Annotated in this window: 6 protein-coding genes; 3 read left to right on the top strand and 3 right to left on the bottom strand. The window is 68.9% G+C overall.

Annotated features, from left to right (window positions below; genetic code table 11):
* Window positions 1–4: 4 nt before the first annotated feature.
* From D187_RS47730 to D187_RS47720, 3 genes are read right to left on the bottom strand one after another with little or no spacing between them, the layout of a single operon-like run.
* A complete protein-coding gene (locus D187_RS47730) occupies window positions 5–8,917 on the bottom strand; it encodes a hybrid non-ribosomal peptide synthetase/type I polyketide synthase (RefSeq protein ID WP_002624477.1) in 8,913 nt (2,970 codons plus the stop codon).
* The gene (locus D187_RS47725) at window positions 8,914–13,263 is read right to left on the bottom strand and encodes an SDR family NAD(P)-dependent oxidoreductase (RefSeq protein WP_211241665.1); all 4,350 of its coding nucleotides are present in this window, start codon (window positions 13,261–13,263) and stop codon (window positions 8,914–8,916) included. The genes D187_RS47730 and D187_RS47725 overlap by 4 nt, the downstream gene beginning before the upstream one ends.
* The gene (locus D187_RS47720; RefSeq protein WP_002624475.1) at window positions 13,263–15,440 is read right to left on the bottom strand and encodes a beta-ketoacyl synthase N-terminal-like domain-containing protein; all 2,178 of its coding nucleotides are present in this window, start codon (window positions 15,438–15,440) and stop codon (window positions 13,263–13,265) included. Before D187_RS47720 ends, D187_RS47725 begins: the two co-directional genes overlap by 1 nt.
* A 403-nt stretch (window positions 15,441–15,843) precedes the next feature.
* Between D187_RS47720 and pigA the strand changes: the two genes are divergently transcribed.
* From pigA to D187_RS51465, 3 genes are all read left to right on the top strand, one after another.
* Window positions 15,844–16,980 carry a prodigiosin MBC biosynthesis dehydrogenase PigA gene (gene pigA / locus D187_RS47715; protein ID WP_002624474.1) on the top strand — a complete coding sequence of 379 codons (1,137 nt, stop codon included), beginning with the start codon at window positions 15,844–15,846 and terminating at the stop codon, window positions 16,978–16,980.
* On the top strand, window positions 16,977–18,506 hold the full coding sequence (locus tag D187_RS47710; RefSeq protein WP_002624473.1) for an amino acid adenylation domain-containing protein: 1,530 nt from the start codon (window positions 16,977–16,979) through the stop codon (window positions 18,504–18,506). Before pigA ends, D187_RS47710 begins: the two co-directional genes overlap by 4 nt.
* A 174-nt stretch (window positions 18,507–18,680) precedes the next feature.
* Window positions 18,681–21,281: a hypothetical protein gene (locus D187_RS51465; protein WP_002624472.1), complete on the top strand. Its 2,601-nt coding sequence runs from the start codon at window positions 18,681–18,683 to the stop codon at window positions 21,279–21,281.
* Window positions 21,282–21,336 lie beyond the last annotated feature (55 nt).

The following is a 21,336-nucleotide window of genomic DNA, read 5'->3' as shown; positions in this document are numbered from 1 at the left end:
CGTCCTAGTTCATCTTCGAAAGCTGCTCGGCGAGCATGTGGGCGAGGTTGGCTTCGCTCAGGCCTTGGAGGGCTTGTTCGGCCGGGACATCCTCCATCGGTCCGGGGGCTTCTTCCCGTGCGAACTCCAGGGGGATGAACGTGTTCACGAGCTGCTCCGCGAGCTTCTCGGTCGTGGGGTAGTTGAAGACGAGCGTGGCGGGCAGCGAGAGGCCAAGCCCGGTCTGCAGCCGGTTCTTGAGCTGCAGCGCCGCCAGGGAATCGATCCCCATCTCGTGGAAGCCCTGCTCCGGGTCGATCGTCTCGCTGGAGCCCAGGCCCCGCATCCAGGCCACCTGCTCGCGCAGGTAGTCCATCAGCAGCTTCCGGCGATGAGCGACCGGCGCCTCCGCGAGCTTCTCCAGGAACGTCGCGCGGGCCACCGTCCGTCCGCCGGCCTTCTGCCGCAGCTCCGCGTCGTACGGCGCGGGCCGGCCACTCCCGAACACCGCCCAGTCGATCGCGGCGACCCCGGCCTGCGCGACCCGGGCCGTGAGCAGGACCTCGAGCGCGCGAACCCCCTGCTGCTTCGGGATGACCCCGAACCCCGGGGTGCGAGCCTGCTCGCTGACATCGACCCGGGCCCCCGCGTCTCCCGCCCACACGCCCCAGTTGATGCTCAAGCCGGGCAGCCCCAGGGCCCGGCGGTGGTGCGCCAGTGCATCCTCGAAGGCCGCCGCCGCGCAGTGGTTCGCCTGGCCCGCGGAGCCGACCAGCGAGGCCACCGACGAGAACAGCACGAAGTGCTCGAGGGCGAGCCCCGCCGTCAGCAGGTGCAGGTTCCAGGCACCCCTCATCTTGGGCCGCAGCACCTTCTCGAACCGCTCCCAGCTCTGCTGCCGCAGCACGCCGTCGTCGAGAACGCCAGCCGAGTGGAATACGCCTCCCAGCGGCGCGATCTCCCGCGCGATCTCCCGGAGGAGCTCCGCGAGCTGGCCGTAATCCGCGATGTCCGTCTGTCGGTACTCGACGCGGGCGCCCAGCTCGCGCAAGCGCGCCAGCCGCTCGGCCGCGTCCGGTCCCACGGGGCCACGTCCGGTCAGGACGAGGTTGCGCGCACCCCGGTGCACCAGGAGCTCCGCCGTCAGCAGTCCCAGCCGTCCGAGCCCTCCGGCCACGAGGTAGCTCCGATCAGGACGGAAGAGCTCCGTCCGCGCCACGGGCGAGGCCACCAGCGTGCGCGCCTCGGCCCTGCGCAGCCGGGCGACGTAGCGTCCGTCACGCCAGGCCACCTGGTTGTCGGCCACCTTGGAGCGGCGGCGAATCTCCTGCACGAGCGCGTCGACCTGGGTCTTCGCCTCTCCCCGCGGATCGAGATCGACACAGCGGCAGTCCAGCTCGGAGGCCTCGATGGCGAGGGGCCGCGTCATCCCCCAGAGCAGCGACTGGGCAATCCCCGGGAGCGGCTGCCCCGTCGCCACGGGCTGCGCGCCGCGGGAGACCAGCCACACCGCATTCGAGTAACCACGTCCGATCAAGTACTGCAGGAGCCCCAGGCCGCCGCCACACCCCAGCAGCGCGGCCTGGCCCAGATTCTCCTCCTCCAGGCGCTCCGCATCGGGACCGTCGAGCCCCCACAGCAGGATGGCATCCGAGAGCGAGCCCGGAAGGTCCAACGCACGCAACGCCTCGGCGAGCGCCGCAGGCTCTCCCGGCACCTCGAAGCTCGTCTCGTCGATCCGGCGAGCCACCGGGCCCTGGAACACGAGGAAACAGGTCCGTCCGTCCCGCTCGAGCTCTCGCGCGAGCTGGCGCCCGAGCCCCGCGCGATCCGCGAGGATCAGACAGGGCCCACTGCCACCGACCGGCGAGGTGGGGGCGGTGCCCTCCAGGGCGAGCGGCTCCCACCGGCGCTCATAGAGCCAGTCATCCAGCGAAGTCGCGACCGCCGCGCTCAGCGCTTCCCGGCTCGTGCGCTGGAGCTCGAGTCCCCGCACCCGCGCCCGCAACCGCCCATCGCCACCGAAGAGATGAACGTCGGCGCGCAGGCGCTTCCGGGCCTCGTCGAGCGGCCGCACCACTGCGTGGCTCCACACTCCGTCCTCGAGCCCTCCCGAGAGCACGAGGCTCTCGATGTTCATGGGCACGTAGAGCTCGGAGCCGTCGGAGTCCGGGTAGGCGCCGCCCACCACCTGGAGACAGGCATCCAGCAGGGCGGGATGCGCGAACCAGGCGCCGCTGCTCCCCAGCTCCGCGGGCTTCTCGATGCGACCCAGGAGCTGCTCCCCGGCCTGACGCAGCTCCGTGAGGCCCCGGAACTCCGGACCAAAGTCGACGCCGAAGTCCTGGGCCCTCTGGTAGTAGTTCTCGACCAGGGGCGCGGCCCGCAGCTCCGCGAGCACTCCCTCGAACGACTGCTCGGCGGCGGGCGTCTCGTCCTCGCGCGAGACCGACAGGATCCCCGTGGCGTGCAGGCTCCAACCCTCTTCCGTGCCATCCACGGCACGGCTGAAGATCCGGACCTCGGCCCGGCCGTTCTCCGTGCGCTTCACCGCGCACTGGACCCTCCGCTCGGAGTCACGCGGAAAGGTCATCGCACCGAGGATGGACAAGCCCGTCAAACCCAGCTCTCGCGTCCCGAGCAGACTCGCTCCCGCGGCCAGTGCCATCTCGACGTAGGCGGTGGCCGGGAGGGTGGGAGTGCCAAAGACGCGATGCTGCCCGAGGAAGCCCGGCGCCGAGGGCCCGAGCGTCGTCTCGAACAACAGCTCGCCGGCTTCGAGGACCGCGAGCGGCACCCTGTTTCCGAGCAGCGGGTGCTCCGCCTGGGACATGCTCCTGCCGTTGGGGCGCTGCAGCCCGGCCCCCTCCTCCCAGAACCGCTGACGTTGGAAGGGATAGGTCGGAATCGCCACCTTGCGCCGCGAGTAGCTGGCATCGAAGGCCGCCCAGTCGACCCGGGCGCCTCGGACGAACAGCCCCGAGAGGCTCTCGAGCATCTGCTGCCAGCCCCCATCATCCTGTCGCAGGCTGGGCAGCCATGTGCCCTCTCCCTCCGGCAGGCACCGCGCCGCCATTCCGAGCAGGGTCGCCTTCGGGCCGATCTCGACGAACACCCGGATTCCATCCCGGTGCAGAGAGGCCACCCCATCCGCGAAGCGCACGGGATTCCGGATCTGGCTGCACCAGTACTCCGGATCGGTGATGCCCTCCGTGATGGACTCGCCGGTCATTCCCGAGATCATCGGAATGGAGGGGCGCGAGTAGCGGATCGTGGAGGCGACGGCCCTGAACTCCGGCAGGATCGCCTCCGCCATGGCCGAGTGGGCGGCGCGCGGGATGTTCAGGCGCTTCACCTTGAAGCCCCGCTCCTCCAGCTCATGGGCCAGTGCGTCGATCTCACCAGGAACACCGGAGATGACCACGTTGTCGGGGCTGTTGAGTGCCGCGATGGAGCTCGTCCAACCGCCACGGGACAGGAGCTCGCGCATCTCCGCCTCGCCCGCGGAGACCGCGATGTTGCCGCCCGCGGGGAGCTTGTTGATGAGACGGCCGCGATGGACCGCCAGCTTCAGCCCGTCTTCGACGCTGAACACCCCCGCGATGCAGGCCGCCGCCAGCTCACCGGTGCTGTGGCCGAGCAGGACATCCGGCTGGATGCCCCAGGACATCCACAGCTCGGCCAGCGCGTACTCGAGGACGAAGATCACCGGCTGGGCGTAGTCGAGCTGATCGATGGGCGAGGCCTGCCCCGGCTCCGCATAGAGCACGGAGAGCAGGGAGCGATCCCAATACGCCCGGAGCAGCTCATCGAACGCATCGATGCGCCGGCGGAAGCCGGGATGCACCTGGTAGAGTTCGCGCGCGGCCCCGACGTACTGCGAGCCCTGCCCCGAGAACAGGAACGCGACCTTCGCCGACTGCTTCGGATCGATCGTCCCCTGCACCAGCCCCGGGTGCGCCTCCTTGCGCTCCGCCGCGCCCAGGAGTTCGGCCACACGGCGGCGATCCGACCCCACCACGGAGAGCCGATGCTCGAAGGCGGTGCGGCCGGTGTTCGCCGAGAAGCACACGTCCGCGAGTGACACCTCGGAGCCCTCGAGCAGCGCCCGGTAGTGCCCCGCGAGCTGCAACAGCGCCGCCTCGCTCCGCGCCGAGAGCGCCAGGACATGCCGGGAGCGGTCCACCCGTGGTTCTCCGGCCTCCACCAACGATGGGGGCGCCTCCTCCAGCACGACGTGGGCGTTGGTGCCGCCAATCCCGAAGGAGCTGACCCCCGCGCGGCGAGGGCCGTTCTCCACCACCCAGGGCGTGGCCTCGTTGACCACGTAGAAGGGGCTCCGCTGAAAGTCGATCCGCGGGTTCGGCTGCTCGAAGTGGAGCGAGGGCGGCAGCGTGCGGTGCTGGAGCGCCAGCACGACCTTGATGAGCCCCGCGATCCCCGCGGCGCTGTCGAGGTGGCCAATGTTGCTCTTCACCGAACCGAGCCCGCACGACCGGGGCGTCCCCTCCGCTCCGAACACCTGGGTCAGCGCGGCCACTTCGATGGGATCGCCGAGCGCGGTCCCCGTTCCGTGCGCCTCGATGTACGAGACCGTCCGTGGGTCGACTCCCGCCCGCTGGAGCGCCCCCCGGACCACGTCCACCTGGCCCCGGAGGCCCGGTGCCATGAACCCGACCTTGCGATGCCCGTCGTTGTTGACCGCGCTCCCCTTGATGACCGCGAGGATCCGATCACCATCCGCGCGAGCCTGACTCAAGCGCTTGAGGACCACGACTCCCGCCCCGCTCCCGGGAACCGTGCCGCTGGTCCTCGAGTCGAAGGGCCGGCAGTGGCCGTCTCCGGAGAAGACACTGCCCTCCTCGAAGAGATACCCCACTCGATGGGGAACCTTGAGCGCCACTCCACCCGCGAGCGCCATGTCGCAGCTCCCATTGAGCAGCGCATCGCAGGCGGCCGAGATGGAGACGAGCGACGTCGAGCAGGCCGTCTGGAGATTGACGCTCGGCCCACGCAGATCCAGCTTGTAGGAGACCTGAGTGGCCAGGAAGTCCTTGTCCTGGGTGACCAGGTCCTGGAAGAAGCTGATCGGCCGCGTCAGATCCGGGTAGGGATAGCGGTAGTGGCTCACGCTCTTGCCCGCGTAGACGCCGACCACGGCTTCGCAGCCATTGGGCGGATAGCCCGCGTGCTCGAGCGCCTCCCAGGCACACTCCAGGAATACGCGCTGCTGGGGATCCAGCGAGCGCGCCTCGCGATGCGTGAACGAGAAGAAGTCGGCGTCGAACTGGTCGAAGCCATCCACCACCGCCGACGCGCGAACGTAGCGGGGATCCTGGAACGCGGCCGCGCTCACGCCAGCGGCCAGCAGTTCGTCATCGGTGAAGGTGCTGATCGACTCGACTCCCTCCACCAGATTCCGCCAGAACTGCTCGAGGTTCGCGGCCCCGGGGAAGCGGCCGGCCATCCCGATGATGGCGATGTCCTGACCCTCCTGCTTCGGCGGCGCCTCCACCTCGGGCTCGCTGCTCGCCTCGGGCTTCAGCTCCGCTCCGGTGGCGCCGAGATACTCCAGGAGCGCCCGAACGGTCGGGTGCCCGAACAGATCCACGACGGGGACCAGGACGCCCAGTTCCTCCTTGAGTCGGAGGTGAAGCTTGACCAGGTGGACGGAGTTGGCACCGAGCTCGAAGAAGTTCCGCTCCGGGGGGACCTCCGGGACGCCGAACACCTCTCCCACCACCTTCGCCAGGGAACGCTGGAGCGCTCGCGTCTCGCCGCCGCCTCCAGCGACCGCCGGGCTGCGCTCCACGCTCTTCTTCGCCTGGGGGACCTGATCCGGATGCGGCAGCATCCGACGATCCACCTTGGCGTTGCGGGTCAGCGGCAGGGCCTCCAGCACGACATAGGTCGCCGGCACCATGTGCTCCGGCAGCTTGCGCGCCAGGAACGCGCGGATCCGCTGGGTGTCGATTCCCCGCTTCACCTCCACGGGGACGACATAGGCGACGAGCCGCTTCTCATGGTGCTCGCCAACGGCCCCCACCACGGCCGCCTGGATGCTCGGCTCCTGCAACAGGGCGGCCTCGATCTCGCCTGGCTCGATGCGCTGGCCCCGGATGGAGAGCTGGAAGTCGACGCGACCCAGGAACTCGATGGTCCCGTCGGGCAGGTAGCGCCCGAGATCGCCCGTGCGATAGATGCGCTCCCCGGTGCGCGGATGGACGGTGAACTTCTTCGAGCCCGCCCCCGCGCCGACGTAGCCCTTCGCCACGCCGATGCCCGCGCAGCACAGCTCGCCCGGTACCCAGATGGGCCGCTCGTCCAGATGCTCGTCCAGCACGTAGTACTTCGTATTGGGGATCGGCTTTCCGTACGGGATGCTGCGGCGGCGCTCGTCCGCCTCCACCACGGGGTGGGTGATGTTCCACAGCGAGGTTTCGGTCGGGCCTCCGACGCTCACCACCTTCACATCGCCGAATCGGGCTCGCAGCCGCGAGGGCATGGTGACGGCGATCCAGTCTCCGCCGAGCATCACGTGCCTCAGCGGACAGGAGAGCCGGACGTTGCCTCCCTCGAGGTACGTCAGCAGCATCTCCATCATCGCCGGCACGGTGCTCCAGATCGTGACGCCGTGCTGGGCCATGAGCTCGGCCCAGTGCGAGGGATCGCGGCGCGTGGAGGCGCCCGGCATCACCATCGCGCCGCCCGCGCTCAGGATCCCGAAGATGTCATAGACGGAGAAGTCATGATGGAGCGCGCTGAGGGCGATGAGTCGGTCGTCCGGCCCCACGCCGAACTTCCGGTTCGTCCACTCGATCGCGTTGACCATCCCCGCGTGGGTGAGCATCGCCCCGTTGGGCTGGCCCGTGGAGCCCGAGGTGTAGAGGATGTGCGCGAGGTCCTCGGGGCGCTGCACGGGCGACAGCGGCGCATCGCTGTACTCGCTGAAGGCCTCGGGAGTGATGACCAGGACCTGGGTGCCTTCCGGCCACGGCTCCTGGGCGAACTTCGGCTGGGTCACCACCCACGTGGCGCCACTGTTCTCCATCATGTAGGAGCGGCGCTCGAGCGGCAGCCCGGCGTCGATGGGCAGGTAGGCCGCGCCGGAGCTCAGGATTCCCAGCACGGCCACGACCTGCTCCCACCCCTTCTCCATCACCACCGCGACGATGCGGTTGGGCGCGGTCCCTCGCTCACGCAGCGCGTGCCCGAGCCGGCTGGAGCGACGGGCCAGCTCGCCGTAGCTCAGCGAGACGGTCGACGAGACCAGCGCCAGCGCCTCCGGCCGCGCGGCGGCATTCCGGAAGAAGCCGGTATGGAGCAGCTGTCCGCTCAGCGGGCGGACCGTGCCGTTGACACGAGAGAACAGCTCGCGTTGCCGGGCGGGCAAGGTGTCCACGCCCCCCTGCTCCCAGGCCCCGTCGTCCTCCGACAGGCGGCGGAGCAGCGCGCAGAAGCTGGCGAACATGTCCTCGATCATGCCGGGCGGGAACAGCTCCTCCGCCACGTCCCAGTTCAGGAAGACGCCGCCCTGCTGGTAGACGATCTGCAGATCAATCCACACCTGGGGTGTCTGGGTGAGCGCCTCGATGAGCTCGCCGAACTCGTTCGCCAGGAAGTCGACCCAGTGGGAGTCCCGGCTCTTGGAGTGGGAGGCGAAGCTCGTCATGACCACCGGCATGATCGCGCCGGAGATCTTGCCCTGGAGCCGGAACAGCTCTCGCAGCAGCTCGACGCCGCTCACCTCGCGGTGCTCGAGCGCGAGGAGGAGCTGCTCACGGATCGCCAGCGCCCGCTCGGTGAAGCTGCGCTCCGGCCGGTGATCCACCTCGATCAAGGTGAAGCTGGCGAAGGTCCCGATGATGTCATTGACCTGCGGATGGATCGGCAGGCGGTTGAAGTGCGGGACGTTGAGCGTGAAGCGGGGGCTCCGGCTCCAGCGGGCGATGATCTCGGCATAGGCCGCCAGCAGCAACTCCGGCTCCGTCAGGCGGCGCGCGCGCGCGCGCTGCTTGAGGCGCTGCCACACCTCGGGCTCCAGGCGCTCGAACCAGCGGCGGAAGCGGGGACGCCGCAGCGTGCTGGGATCCCGCTCGAGTGGGAGATCCGGCGCCGGTGGGAGGTTGGGCAGGCGGGACCGCCAGTACTCCAGGGACCGCGCATGGCGCGCTCCACGCGCCTGATGCACGGCCAGCGCGTAGTCCCGGAACGACAGCTCGAGCCGCGCGGGCGTGGGAGGCACCCCGGGGTGCTTGTAGAAGTGCACCAGCTCCCGATAGAGGATCTGGAAGCTGTAGCCGTCGATGAAGGTTCCATCGACGCTCATGAAGAGGCGCGCCCGGCCGTTGTCGAGCAGGCACACGCGCAGCTCGAACAAGGGCCACTGCTCGAGTGACAGCACCTGCTGGGACAGCCGCTCGCGGATGGCCAGGAACCGCGCCTCCGCCTCCTCCTGGCTCCATCCGCGCAGATCCTCCACCGGGATCTGGTAGCGCGGGACGGTGGGCAGGATGCGTTGCTGGAACTCGGGGAGCGCCACCGCGCGCAGCATCTCGTGGCGGGCGATGACCTGGTTCCAGGCCTCCTCGAAACGCGCCAGATCCAGCTCGCTACAGTCTATCTCGTTGAACGCGTGCATCGCCGCGTTCATCTCGAGCCCTGCCTGCCGGCCCACGCTATAGGCCTGCTGGATCTCGGTCATGGGGAACGGCTCGTACCGTTCCTCGGGCCGGGGCACGGCTTGCGGTGGGGAGTCCGCCAGAGGCGCGTGCTGCTCGGCCAGGAGGGCCAGCAGCGCCGCCTTGTTCGCCACGAGCTTCTCGCGCAGCCCTGCTGGGATTTCGCCGGAGGGGGCGTCGACCGCCAGGTTCTCGCCTTCCACCGACAGCTTGATGCCGTGGTGGGCCAACTCCTGAAGGAGTTCTCCCAGGTTCATAGCAGCACCCGCTTCGAGTCAGGACGCTCCGAGGAGGCCGCGCCGAGCACGCTCGCGACGGCGAGCTTCTCCAGCAACTCCACCGTCACCTGCTCGATGGAGCGCTCATCGACAAAACTCTTGAGTGGCAAGCTCACCTCGAGTTCCCCCATCACCATGTCCCTCAGCTCGAGCACCATGATGGAGTCGAACCCCAGGGAGTCGAACGTGTCCTTGGAGGAGAAGCGCTCCGGAGGGTTGCGGCTCACCTCCCCCACCATTTCCTTGAGGCGAGCCACCAACACGCCGTGCCGTTCGGAGCTATCGAGTGAGAGCAGAGCATCGCGCAGCTTGCGCGGCGCCTTGTCCACGACGCGCTCCTCTTCCTGGGCGACCGGGCCGCGGAACAGGGAGGAGGCCGCCACGGACGGGTGGCTCTTCCCCCACCGCTCCGCATCGAGGCGGGCAATGCCGCGGGTGACGGGGCCGTCGGCGAGAGTGAGGGCCATCGCCGCCAGGGCCTCCTCGACGGACATGGGCGCCATGCCGCGCTCCGCGAGCCGCCCCCCTCGTCGCTCGTCCGTGGTGGCCATGCCCACCTCTCCCCAGCTCCCGAAGTTGAGGCTGAGCGCCGGCAGGCCACGCGAGCGCCGCAGGTGGGCCAGCGCATCGAGGAAGGCGTTCGCCGCGGCGTAGTTGGCCTGTCCGGGAGAGCCGATCAGCGATGCGGTCGAGGAGAAGAGGACGAACTGCTCGATCGATGCATCCGTGGCGAGCATGTGGAGGTTCCAGGCGCCATCCACCTTCGGACCCATGACGGTCTCGAAGCTCCGAGGCTCGAGCTGCAGCAGCGAGCCGTCGGCCAGGACGCCCGCGCAGTGGAAGATGCCCCCCAGGGAGGGCCCCGTACGCCGGAGGTTCTCGAGCATGGCCGCGAGCGCTTCCGGTCGGCTCACATCGACCTGGAAGGTCTCCACCCGCGCCCCCGCTGCCCGAAGCGGCGCCAGGGCCTGACGGGACTCCGCCGTCTCTCCCTTCCGTCCACACACCGCGAGGTACCGCGCACCACGGCTCACCAGCCAGGAGGCCAGGCGAAGCCCGATGCCTCCGAGCCCTCCCGTGATCAGGTACGTGCGGTCCTTCCTGGGGCGGAACGCGCCCGCGCTTCCCGGCGTCCGCCGGCCCTGGGTGAGCGAAGGGACCAGGCGTCTGTCTCCGCGCAGGACGACCTCATCATCGTCCAGGGGAGGAGCCAGCCGGCGTCCGAGCTCGACGACGAGCTCACGGAGCGACTCCGGGCCGGAGGCGGGATCGGCATCGATCCGCTTGCACGCGAGCTCCGGATGCTCGTACGCGATGACGCGCCCAAGCCCCCAGAGTGGCGCTCCCGCGATCGACCCGGGCCCCGCCTCGCTCCCCGTGCTCTGAGCGCCCCGGGTGATGAGATACAGACGCGGAGGCTTCGGCGCGGCCATGTGCGCCAGGGCCTGCACGAGCGACGTCACGGCAATGGCCTCGCGCCGGACCACCGCGCGCGGTCCTTCGAGTGTCTCCGGGTGGCTGGAGCCCGCTCGGAAGATGACTCCCCGGAGCGACTGGCCGTCCGCAGCCAGTTCCGCCAGGAGGCGGGAGAAGGACTCCCGGCCGGTCAGCTCGAGGCGGTAGTCCCGGGCAGACACCTTTTCATAAGAGGGACCCGCGCTGGCCACGACCACCGAGCCGCCCGCCGCCACCAACCCTTCCCGGAGCTCCGCGGCGGCCTCGGGCTTCTCGGCGATGACGAGCCACGTCCCGTCCGCCCGAACCTGCTCGGAGCTCGCCCCTCGGACATTCCATGCGAGCTCACAGAACAGCCCCTGCAGGGCCTCCGCGTTCTCCACCCCGCCCTCCACCACGACGGGCTCCACCTTCACGGACTCCCGCTCCCCATCCCACCAGAAGCGCTCGCGCTGCCAGGGGTACGTCGGAAGGACCGCCTTCCTCGCTCCGGGGTAGAGGCTCTCGAACCGGATTGGAAATCCCTCACAGTAGAGCCGCGCGGCGCTGCTCAGGACTCCGTACCGGACATCGCCCTCCGCGGGGCTCGCGGGCAGCACGAGCACCTTCCCGCTCCGGCGCTGCGCCGCGGCCTCCAGCTCCTCGCCCAGCGAGGCATCGCACGCGAACGCCAGGAAGGCGGACGCGCTCCGCTCCATGAGGTGCTCGGCGAGCAGATCCAGCTCCAGCCTGCCCTTGGACGCCTGCCGTCTCGTCCAGAACTCGGCCGGCACCGTACCGCCCGTTCCGATCCACTCCTCTTCGGAGAGGGAGAGGAACGGGCACTTCGCCGGCTGGGAACGAATCGTCGGGGCCGCCGGTCCCTGGAGCACGAGCCGGACCGCCTCCTCCACTCCGAGCACCCCCGCGACGACGCCCGCGGCGACCTCTCCCTTGCCGTAGCCCGCGACGGCGGCGGGCTCGACGCCATACGACCGCCACAGCTCCGCCAGGCAGAGCTGGAAGGCGAGGAGGGCCACGGGGCTGGCGGCATCCCGCTCCACGTGCTCGATGAGCGACCCCCCCGCCACCTGGCGGATCACCCCATCCAGCTTCTCGACGTGGCCACGGAAGCTGGCCTCCCGCAGCAGCTCGCGAAGGGCCCCGGCCTTCCCGGCTCCGGCATCTCCAAAGACGAAGACCGCCTCACGCCCTCCCGCGGCCTTGACCTGTCCGCGGAGGAGCCCCTCGCCGCCACGCCCATCGGCGGCGTTGCGCAGCAGTTCCCACAACGCCTCGGGCGTCCGGGCGACGAGCGCCAGACGCTGCTCGTGATGCGAGCGCCCCGCCCCCGCCGTGAAGCAGCAATCCCGAAGGCTCCGCGGGGAGCCGGCCGTGAGCTCACGGAACCAGGCTCCGGCGAGCTCACGCAGGGCCGGCTCTCCGCGCGCCGAGAGTGGCAGCAGGTACGGCCCGGAATCCGCGTGCTCCGAGGCCTTTTCACGAGACGCCTCGACGAGCGCATGGGCGTTCACGCCGCTCATCCCGAACGAGCTCACGGCCACCAGGTGCGGGGTGGCCTTGCCCGCCAGCGGCGTGCGCTCCCGAGGGACCGCGAGCCCCGAGCCTTCCCAGGCGAACTCGGGGTTCGGGTGCTCGAAATGAATGGAGGGCGGCAGCTCTCCAGCCTGGAGCACCAGCACCGCCTTGATCAGCCCCGCGATCCCCGCGGCCGCCTCGGTGTGACCGATGTTCGGCTTCACCGAGCCAACCCACAGCGGCCGCTCCGGAGGCCTCGAGCCACCGTAGACCCGCGACACACCCTCGAGCTCGATGGGATCCCCGAGCCGGGTTCCCGTCCCATGCGCCTCCAGGTAGTCCACCTGCCCGGGCTCGACACCGGCACGCTGGAGCGCGAGCCGGTACAGCGACTCCTGTGCCCGGACGTTCGGCACCGTGAGCCCACCGCTGGCGCCATCGTGGTTCATCGCCGTTGCGCGAATCGTCGCGAGGATCCGATCCCCATCGCGAACCGCATCCCGGTAGCGCTTCAGGATGACCACGCCACAGCCCTCGCCCTGCACCATGCCGTCGGCCGCGCGATCGAACGCGCGGCAGCGGTTGCTCGGGGAGAGCGCCCCGGCCTTGGACAGGAACACGCTGAGCTGCGGGGAGAGGATGAGCTTCACGCCCCCCGCGATGGCCAGCGTTGACTCCTCCGTGCGCAGGCTCTGACACGCCAGATGCACCGCGGCCAGCGAGGAGGAGCAGGCGGTGTCCACGGCCATGCTGGGACCCTCGAGCCCAAGCAGATAGGAGAGCCGCCCGGCGACATAACTGGCGTCCACCCCCGTGGAGTAGTGGGCACCGACCTTCTCCAGTCCTCCCTCCAAGGCGAACGCATAGTCCTTGGCATGGACTCCGGCGAACACGCCGGTCCGCGACCCCACGAGCTGGTGCGGCGGGATTCCCGCGTTCTCGAGGGCCTCCCAGCTCACCTCCAGGAAGAAGCGCTGCTGCGGATCCATCCCCTCGGCTTCCCGCCGCGAGATCCGGAAGAACTCCGCGTCGAACCTGTCAACGCCGTCGACGAAGGCCGCCCGGCGCAAGTACATCTTCCCGGGCTTGGAGGGATCGGGATCATAGAGTCCCTGGAGCGCCCGCCGGTCGGCCGGGAGTTCCGTCACCGCCTCGACGCCTCCCCACAGCAGCTCCTGGAAACGCGCGGGACTCACCGCGCCACCTGGGAACCGGCAGCCCATGCCGATGATCGCGATCGCGCCATCCTCCGCTCGAGTGCCAGCCGCGAGCTTCTTCTGCAGCTTCTCGATCGTGAGCAGGGCTTGCTGCAGGGGCGTCAGCTCCATCGGCGAACCGTCCTTCCGACTCATCAGTCGACCTCAATGCTGATTTCGGCCAGCTTCCGGGCAATCAGCTCTCGAGCCTGCTCCTCGGACAGCCCGGCGATGCGCTCCCTCAACTCCTGCTCCTCCTGGGCGGGCGCGCTCGCGAGGCTCCCGACCTCCGAGCTGACTCCGGTCCGGGAATCCACGAGGGCCAGCAGCCGCTTCGCCAGCAGCTCCAGCCGTGGGTGCTCGAAGAAGATCGTCGTGAACAACGTGACGCCGAGCTCTCTCGAGATGCGCTCCTTCAACACCGTGGCGCCGATGGAGTTCAGCCCCAGCTCGAAGAAGGTCCTTCCTCGCGTGTCGAGCTCGGCCGGGTCCACCTCCAGCACGTCCGCGACCTGGGCGCGGAGCAACTCCATCAGCCGCGCCTCGCGCTCGCCCGCGGGGGCCTCCTGGACTCGACGGGAGACAACCACCTCGGAAGGCGGTGCGACGGGCGGCGCTGGCCGCGAGTCCGTGGGCGCGCGGCACACCTCCTGGGGAGACAGCCACTCTGGCCACAGGCGCTGCCGCTGGAAGGGGTAGAGCGGAAGGCTCACACAGCGCCCGCCGGATCCAGGGAAGGCCTCCCGTGAGAGGGAGCCACCGTCGACATAGGCTCGCCCGGCCTCGACGAGCCCAGGGAGCTGCCCTTCCTCCACCAGGAGCGCCTGCCCGGAGACGCGAGCGAGCTCACCGAGGAGCCTCACCAGTCCGTCCCGCCCCCGGGCGATCACCGCGGCGCGGTGGCGGTGGTGCTGCCGCTTGAACGCAGCCGTGACGCAGACATCTTCCAGCGTGCGGTCACTGGCGGGCGTCTCCGCGAGGAAGTCCCTTAGCCGCATCGCCTGCTGGCGGAGCGCCTCCGGGGTGAGCGCGGAGAGAACCAGGAGATGACCGGGAGCCTCCACTCCGGACGGTTCCGCCACACGGACCTCCGGAGCGGATTCCAGGACCAGGAAGGCGTTGGAACCACCGAGCGAAGTGGACACGACACCGGCCCGCCTCGGCTCTCCCGTCCCCCGCTCGGGCCAGTGCTCCAATTTCGACTGGATCGTCAGCCCGAGCGCCTCGAATGCGATCTGGGGATTGGGCGCGTCCACGTGGATCGTCGGCGGCAAGGTGCGGTGGTACAGGGACAGACACACCTTGATGAACTGCGCGATCCCCGCCGCCGCTCCCATGTAGCCCAGGTTGTTGCTGACCGCGCCGAGCCGGCAAGGAAAGGACCGCCGCTCCCCGAGCGCCTCGCTGATGGCGATGGCCTCGGCCGCGTCCCCCTTGAGGAAGGAGGAGCCGTGGAGCTCGACATAGTCCAGGCTGGCGGCCTCCACGCCCCCCCACTCACAGGCCCGGCGGATCACCTCCGCCTGCGCCGGGGCGCTGGGAGCCATGATCCACTCGTTGCGCCCGTTGTGGTTGACGGCGCTGCCGCGAATCACCGCGTATACGCGATCACTGGCGTCCACCTTGGACAGGGGCTTGAGCACCACCACTCCAGCGCCCTCACCGCGGATGTAGCCATCGGCCTGTGCATCCAACGTCCGGCACTGCCCCCTCGCCGAGAACACGCCCGCCTGGGACAGCATGATGCTGCTCTCGGGCGAGAGCATGAGCTCCACACCGCCGACGAGCGCCAGTTCCACCTCGCCCAGCGTCAGGCTTCGGCAGGCTTCGTGGAGGGCGGTCGTCGAGGAGGCACATCCCACACTCGAACAGGTGCTGGGGCCCCGGAGATCAAATGCATAGGAAATCCGGTTCGCCGCGAACGAGGCCGTCGTGCCGAGCAGGGCATACCCATCGAGCGCCGCCCAGTCACGCGCGAGCATCCGCTGATAATCATTGAAGTTGATGCCCACGAAGACCCCCGTGCGGCTCCCGCGCAGGGCGTCGAAAGGAATTCCAGCATCCTCCAGCGCGTGCCATGCGCTCTCGAACAGCACACGGTGCTGGGGATCCATGCTCCGCAGCTCTCGCTTGGACAGACGGAAGGCATTGGGATCCGCCGTCTCCACGCCCTCGATCAATCCAGCGTGGCGGTTGCGGATCTTCCCCGGGCGGTCAGGAGCCGGATCATGGAGCGACCCCAGCTCCCAGCGTTCAGAGGGGATCTCCCGGGTCGCGTCAATTCCATTGCATAGCAGCTTCCACAGCGAACGCGAACACTCCGCCCCAGGCATTCGGAGCCCAATTCCAACAATGGCTATCGACTCATGCTGCATAAAATCCGCGCTTTTCTAGCCCCACCCAATCCGCTCGGAATTCAACAATCTCCCGCTACCCTAGGGTACGGTGACTTGGAGCGTCAAGGACTTTGCCCGTCTTTCCTACGGCCCCAAACCAGCCAACCGGAAGGACTCACATTCCGGCACATCCATCTTCTCCATCTGAAAGATTGCCTATCGTGACGCTCGCCCCACGTCCACCATGATCCTTGACGGTTCGCGCCAGAGAGGGAGAGAGTCCGGGGACATCCAGAGAGGTCTCGGTACGCAGCCTCGCGGCCCAGACCGCACGCAGGCGCCAGGCTTCCGGAGCGCGCAGTCCTTCGTCCCGGAGGTCCACCGGCGCGTCAAGGAACGCATGGACTTCAGTTGGACGAGCGAGCAGGTGGAGTTGTACGAGCGAGCAGTGGCCTTTTCCCGGGCGAAGCTGCCCGAGGAAACACGCACCGAGCAGGGGCTCCCGCGAGAATTGTGGCAACGGTGTGGTGAATTCGGCTTCCTGGGCCTGCCCGTGCCCGAGCGCCACGGAGGACTAGGGCTGGACACGCTGACGACCGCGCGAGTGATGGAGGCGCTGGGGCGTGGCTGCGCCGACACGGGCCTGGTCTTCTCCGTGGGAGCCCACCTCTTCGCGTGCGTGCTCCCCATCCTGGAGAGTGGGGACGAGGAGCAGAAGGCCCGCTACCTCCCACGGCTGTGTTCGGGGGAGTGGGTGGGCGCCAACGCCATCTCCGAACCAGAGGCCGGCTCCGATGTCTTCGCCCTCAAGACGCGCGCGGTGCGCGAGGGCGACAGCTACGTGCTCGATGGGGGCAAGAGCTACGTCACCAACGGCCCGTCCGCCGACGTGTTCCTGGTCTACGCCGTCACCAACCCCGCGCACGGCTACATGGGCTTGAGCGCCTTCCTCCTCGAGAGAGGCACGCCGGGCCTCTCGGTGGGAAGGCCCTTCGAGAAGATGGGGCTGTCCACCTCGCCCACCTCCCCCATCTATCTGGAGGGCTGCCGGGTGCCCGCCTCCGCTCGGCTGGGTGCCGAGGGTCACGGCGCTCCCCTCTTCAAGCGCTCCATGCAGTGGGAGCGAGCGTGCCTGTTCGCCGCCTACGTGGGCGTGATGGAGCGGGTGCTCGAGCAGACGGTGGACTTCGCCCGGCAGCGCAAGCAATTCAAGCGACCGATCGGAAAAAACCAGGCCGTCTCCCACCGGCTGGCGGACATGAAGCAGCGGCTCGAGGCCTCGCGGCTGCTGCTGTACCAGGCCTGCTGGCGGATGGATCGGGGCGAGGAGGCGGTGATGGAAGTGTCGCTCGCGAAGCTGGCGATCAGCGAGGCCGCGGTTCAGTGCGGCCTGGACGCCATCCAGATCCACGGCGGAATGGGGTACATGACCGAGACGGGAATCGAGCGGGTGCTGCGCGACGCCATTCCCAGCACGATCTTCTCCGGCACCTCCGAGATTCAGCGCGACATCATCGCCAGCCACCTGGGCCTATGACACTCGATCAGATCGTGAGCCGCACCGCGGCGCGGACCCCCGAGGCCATCGCCGTCAAGGGCCCGGATGAGACGTTCACCTACGGCCAACTGGACGCGCTCGCCAACCGGATCGCCCGCGCCCTGCAGGGGATGGGGGTGAAGAAGGGGGACCGGGTGGGGCTGTGGACGGAGAAGTCCGCGCGCGCGGTGGCCGCGATGCAGGGCATCGCCCGGCTCGGTGCCGCCTACGTGCCGCTGGATCCGCTGAACCCGGCGGCGCGGACGCGGCTCATCCTCGATGACTGCCGGATTGACGTGCTCGTGACCAACGCCACACACGCAGCCGGGCTGCGCGGCGGCGGCATGGACCGGCTCCGCGTCCTGCTGGTGGACGACGAGGGCCCGGAGCTGTCATGGGCCCGGCTGTCCGGCTTCTCCTCGGAGCCGCTGCCCTGGCACGGTTCGGGCGACCACGATCTGGCCTTCATCCTCTATACGTCCGGCTCCACGGGAACGCCCAAGGGCGTGTGCATCAGCCAGCAAAACGCGCTGGCCTTCATCCAGTGGTGTCACGAGTTGCTGGGCACCACCCCGGCCGATCGCTTCAGCAACCACGCCCCGTTCTTCTTCGATCTCTCGGTCCTGGATCTCTATGCGGCATTCCTCGGGGGCGCCTCCGTCACCCTGATCCCCGAAACGCTGGCCTTCGCGCCCGAGAAGCTGGTGGAGCTGGTGCTGCGAGAGCGGTTCACCATCTGGTACTCGGTGCCCTCGGCGCTCATCCTGATGATGCAGGACGGTGGGCTGTTGAGGCACCCGGAGCTGCCCTTCCGAGCCATGCTGTTCGCGGGAGAGCCCTTCCCCATCAAGCACCTGAGACCCCTGCGGGAGCACCTGCGAGGCGCACGGTTCTTCAACCTCTACGGCCCCACCGAGACGAACGTCTGCACCTTCCACGAGGTGACGGACATTGCCCCCGAGCGCACCGAGCCGGTTCCGATCGGCCGTGCGAGCTGCGGAAATCGGGTCTGGCTGGCCCGGCCGCCAGCGGATTCCGAGGAAGCACGGCAGGGGGGCGACGCCGAGGTGGGTGAGTTGATGGTGGAGGGGCCCACGGTGATGCTGGGCTACTGGGGCCAGCCGCCCCAAGAGGACCGGCCGTATGCGACCGGAGACCTCTGCCGCCAGCTCCCGGACGGCAGCTTCGAGTACCTCGGGCGCCGCGACAACATGCTGAAGGTGCGGGGACGGAGGATCGAGCCCGGAGATATCGAGGCGGCGCTGCTCACCCACCCGGACATCCGCGAAGTGGGCGTGGTCGCCGCGGGCTCCGGCATCGAGGCGAGGCTGGTGGCCTTCCTGGTGAGCGCCTCCGAGACAGCGCCCTCGCTGATCAAGGTGAAGCGGCACTGCGCCGATCGGCTACCGAGGTACATGATCATCGACGAGCTCCGCGTGCTGCCGGAGCTGCCGCGGACGCAGAACGGCAAGCTCGATCGGCGAGCGCTGCGTGAACTGGCGCAGCGGCGCCCGTCGGGCGAATGAGCGGGCCGGCCCGGCCCCACTCCAGAAATCCCGCCGGGAATAAACAGGAAAAGGCGCGTAGGAGAGCCGAGGGGGAGGCCGCGCGCGAGGCCCTCCTCCGGACAGCTCCGGCTCCCGTCGTGCCCTGACGTCGGGGCGCGAGCGGAGCCGTCTCTTCCTCGAACGGAGTCCCGCATGTCTTCCCCCATCCGCCGACTCGCGGCAGGCGTCGCCGCGAGCGGAATCCTCATGTCCCCGCTCTCCCAGGCCGAGGCCGCGGAGTGCGGCCGGTATCTCCCCACCCTGGCGGACTGCCAGAACCCCGTGACGGAGTGCGCCCTCCAGGCCCGTGAGAAGGCGAGGACGGACCCCAACGCCACCTGCAACACCCTCATCCAGCAGGCGGCCAACTCCCTCCCGGTCCGTACGCCCCAGCGCACCGTGGTGGTGCCCCCCACCCGGAACGCGAGCAACACGAGCATCACCCCGGATGCCGCCACCAAGCTCGCCTACATCCAGAACGAGGACCCCAACACACGCACCATGAGTGGCCTGTCTGGCTTCTACCTGGGGGGCGTGCACAAGGCCCAGACCTATCTGCCTTCCTCCGGATTGTACGCCAGCCTCCTGGAGAGCCAGCGCCAGCAGCAGCGCGCCGCGTGGAACGCCAACGGCAACGTCATCGACTCGTGCAACGAGTACGTCTACGAGAAGTACTACGACTACAGCGTCTTCGAGGATGCCTTCGTCAAGCTGGGCAGCAACTACCGCGCCATCTTCAACACCGCGTATGCGCCCGCGGTCAATGGCGTCATCCCGGCCTCGGCCATCGGGACGCGGGGCATCGTCAACCCCGTGCTGCGCGGCAAGGACGGTACGCCCTTCACTCCCAACATCCCCTTCCAGGCGGGTCTGCCGAAGAATCAATTCTTCACGGTACCGCTGCCCGCGGGCGACAAGGTTCCGATCAGCATTGGTGACAAGGATCAGGTCACCATCCTGCCGGGCCTGGTGTCCGTCACGCTGAAGAACCTGCACCGCAAGGGGTTGTCGCTCACCGGTGTCGTCTTCACTGACAGCACGCTCGCGCCCACCATCGACCAGGGCGCCAGCTACTACAACGAGAGCTGGAGCTGGCACAAGGCGATGAGCGAGCTCAACGCGGGGCTGCTGGACGAGCAGATGTATGAGATGGACCGGCTGCAGGAGGACTTCGCCGCGCTGCTCGCCCAGCGCGAGTCCCTGGCGGCGACCCTCGCCGCCAAGCTCCAGCCCAAACCCCCGCCCGTGTACTCCGCCGGAGGAACGGGTCCGGGCCGCTTCTCGGAACAGTACTGGAGGGATCCGATCTGGAACCCGGACCCCTCGAGCGTGTTCCAAGCGGCCCGGTTGGACCTGGACGTGCTGTCTCCGATGTCCCTGCCTGGCCTCGCCCCGGCCTCCACTCCCGTGGCCGCCACCCAGTCGGCCCTTCCGCCGACCCTTCCGCCCATCACCCCCACCGTCCCCATCTTCGACGTCCCGGTGGTGTCGCTGGCCTGCTCGGGCAATCAGATCATCTGCCTGCTCTACCGGCTGGAGGCCCTGGACGACGCCATCGAGGCGGCCCTGCTCAACGCCAAGGCACGCGGCTGCCTCTCCTTCCAGCGCGGCGGAGGCACCGCCGCGTGTGACTGGTCCCCCAAGCGCTTCGCGCAGCGGGTGACCTCGCTGTACCAGGGCAACCGCGAGCAGAAGCACGCCAGGTGCATGGACTACACCGACAACAACTTCGCCGCCCTCAAGAACAAGGCCATGGCGGCGGGCACGGTCAACTACCCGCCCACGAACTACACCCTCAGCCCCACCCTGCTGGAGACGTACTTCACCCGCCGGGATCTCTACCTCAAGGCCCTGTCCACCGTGGCCGGAGGGCTGCTGGATCCCGTCACGGACCAGCCGCGCCTGAAGTGGGAGTCGGGAGACAGCTACAGCATGGGCAATGACACCTTTGGCGCCTCCGCCGAATACAACGTGTCCCTGTCGATCGACAACCTGAGCAAGACCGATGCGTGTGTCATGTCTCCCCGGGTCCATGGCTTCTTCAAGGCCTCTGGCAGCGCGTTCGGCCACGGTGTCTCCCTGATCCAGGCGGATGCCACGGTGTCCGATGTCCGGGCCGACATCGATCTGGATGTCCTCGACAACACCATCCACCTGGTGGACGAGCACAAGGACTTGATCGCCGGCACGTACAACCTGGTGTCCGGCGCGAAGTCGGCCAGCAAGACGTTCGTGGACGTGCAGACCCACTTCGTCATCGTGGTGGTGCCCGTCACGCTCGGCGCCAAGGTGGCCGGCACGGTGGGCCTCAACTACGCCCTCGGCGCCTCGCACAAGCTGACCCGGCCGACGCCGACGAGCTGCGTCGTGTCCTCCATCGGGGTGAACGGCCGGGTGGAGCCCTATGCCTCGGTGGACGCCGAGCTGTACGCGGGCGTGGACCTCTTCATCGTCGAGGCGGGAGTCAAGGGCAAGCTCCAGCTGGTGCACGCGGGAATCCCCCTCAACACCGTCGCGGAGCTGTCCTACGGCGCCAACAACAGCCAACAACTCGGGCTCCAGCTCGCCGGCCGCGCGGATCTCAAGTTCACCTTCCTGTCCGGAAGCATCGCTGGCTACGCGGAGGTGGGCGTCTGGCCTTTCGAGAAGAACTTCGAGCAGACCCTCATCAGCTGGGACGGCCTGCACTACGACCTGAAGCTCTTCGACCGGGACTTCTCGGTGCCGGTCGCGGACCTCCAGGAGTTGCTGTAACCGCGCTCCTCGGGGCTCCGGTCCCACCGGAGCCCCGCCCTTCCCCTCCCCCACC

The organism is Cystobacter fuscus DSM 2262 (genome assembly GCF_000335475.2).
Lineage (GTDB): Bacteria > Myxococcota > Myxococcia > Myxococcales > Myxococcaceae > Cystobacter > Cystobacter fuscus.
This window is presented reverse-complemented; position numbering and strand designations above follow the sequence as displayed.

Excerpts from the sequence above, each read along its gene's own strand:
- D187_RS47730 (WP_002624477.1), bottom strand. The coding sequence starts at position 8,917 with ATGAACCTGGGAGAACTCCTTCAGGAGTTGGCCCACCACGGCATCAAG.
- D187_RS47725 (WP_211241665.1), bottom strand. The coding sequence starts at position 13,263 with ATGAGTCGGAAGGACGGTTCGCCGATGGAGCTGACGCCCCTGCAGCAA.
- D187_RS47710 (WP_002624473.1), top strand. The coding sequence starts at position 16,977 with ATGACACTCGATCAGATCGTGAGCCGCACCGCGGCGCGGACCCCCGAG.
- D187_RS51465 (WP_002624472.1), top strand. The coding sequence starts at position 18,681 with ATGTCTTCCCCCATCCGCCGACTCGCGGCAGGCGTCGCCGCGAGCGGA.
- pigA (WP_002624474.1), top strand. The coding sequence starts at position 15,844 with ATGGACTTCAGTTGGACGAGCGAGCAGGTGGAGTTGTACGAGCGAGCA.
- D187_RS47720 (WP_002624475.1), bottom strand. The coding sequence starts at position 15,440 with ATGCCTGGGGCGGAGTGTTCGCGTTCGCTGTGGAAGCTGCTATGCAAT.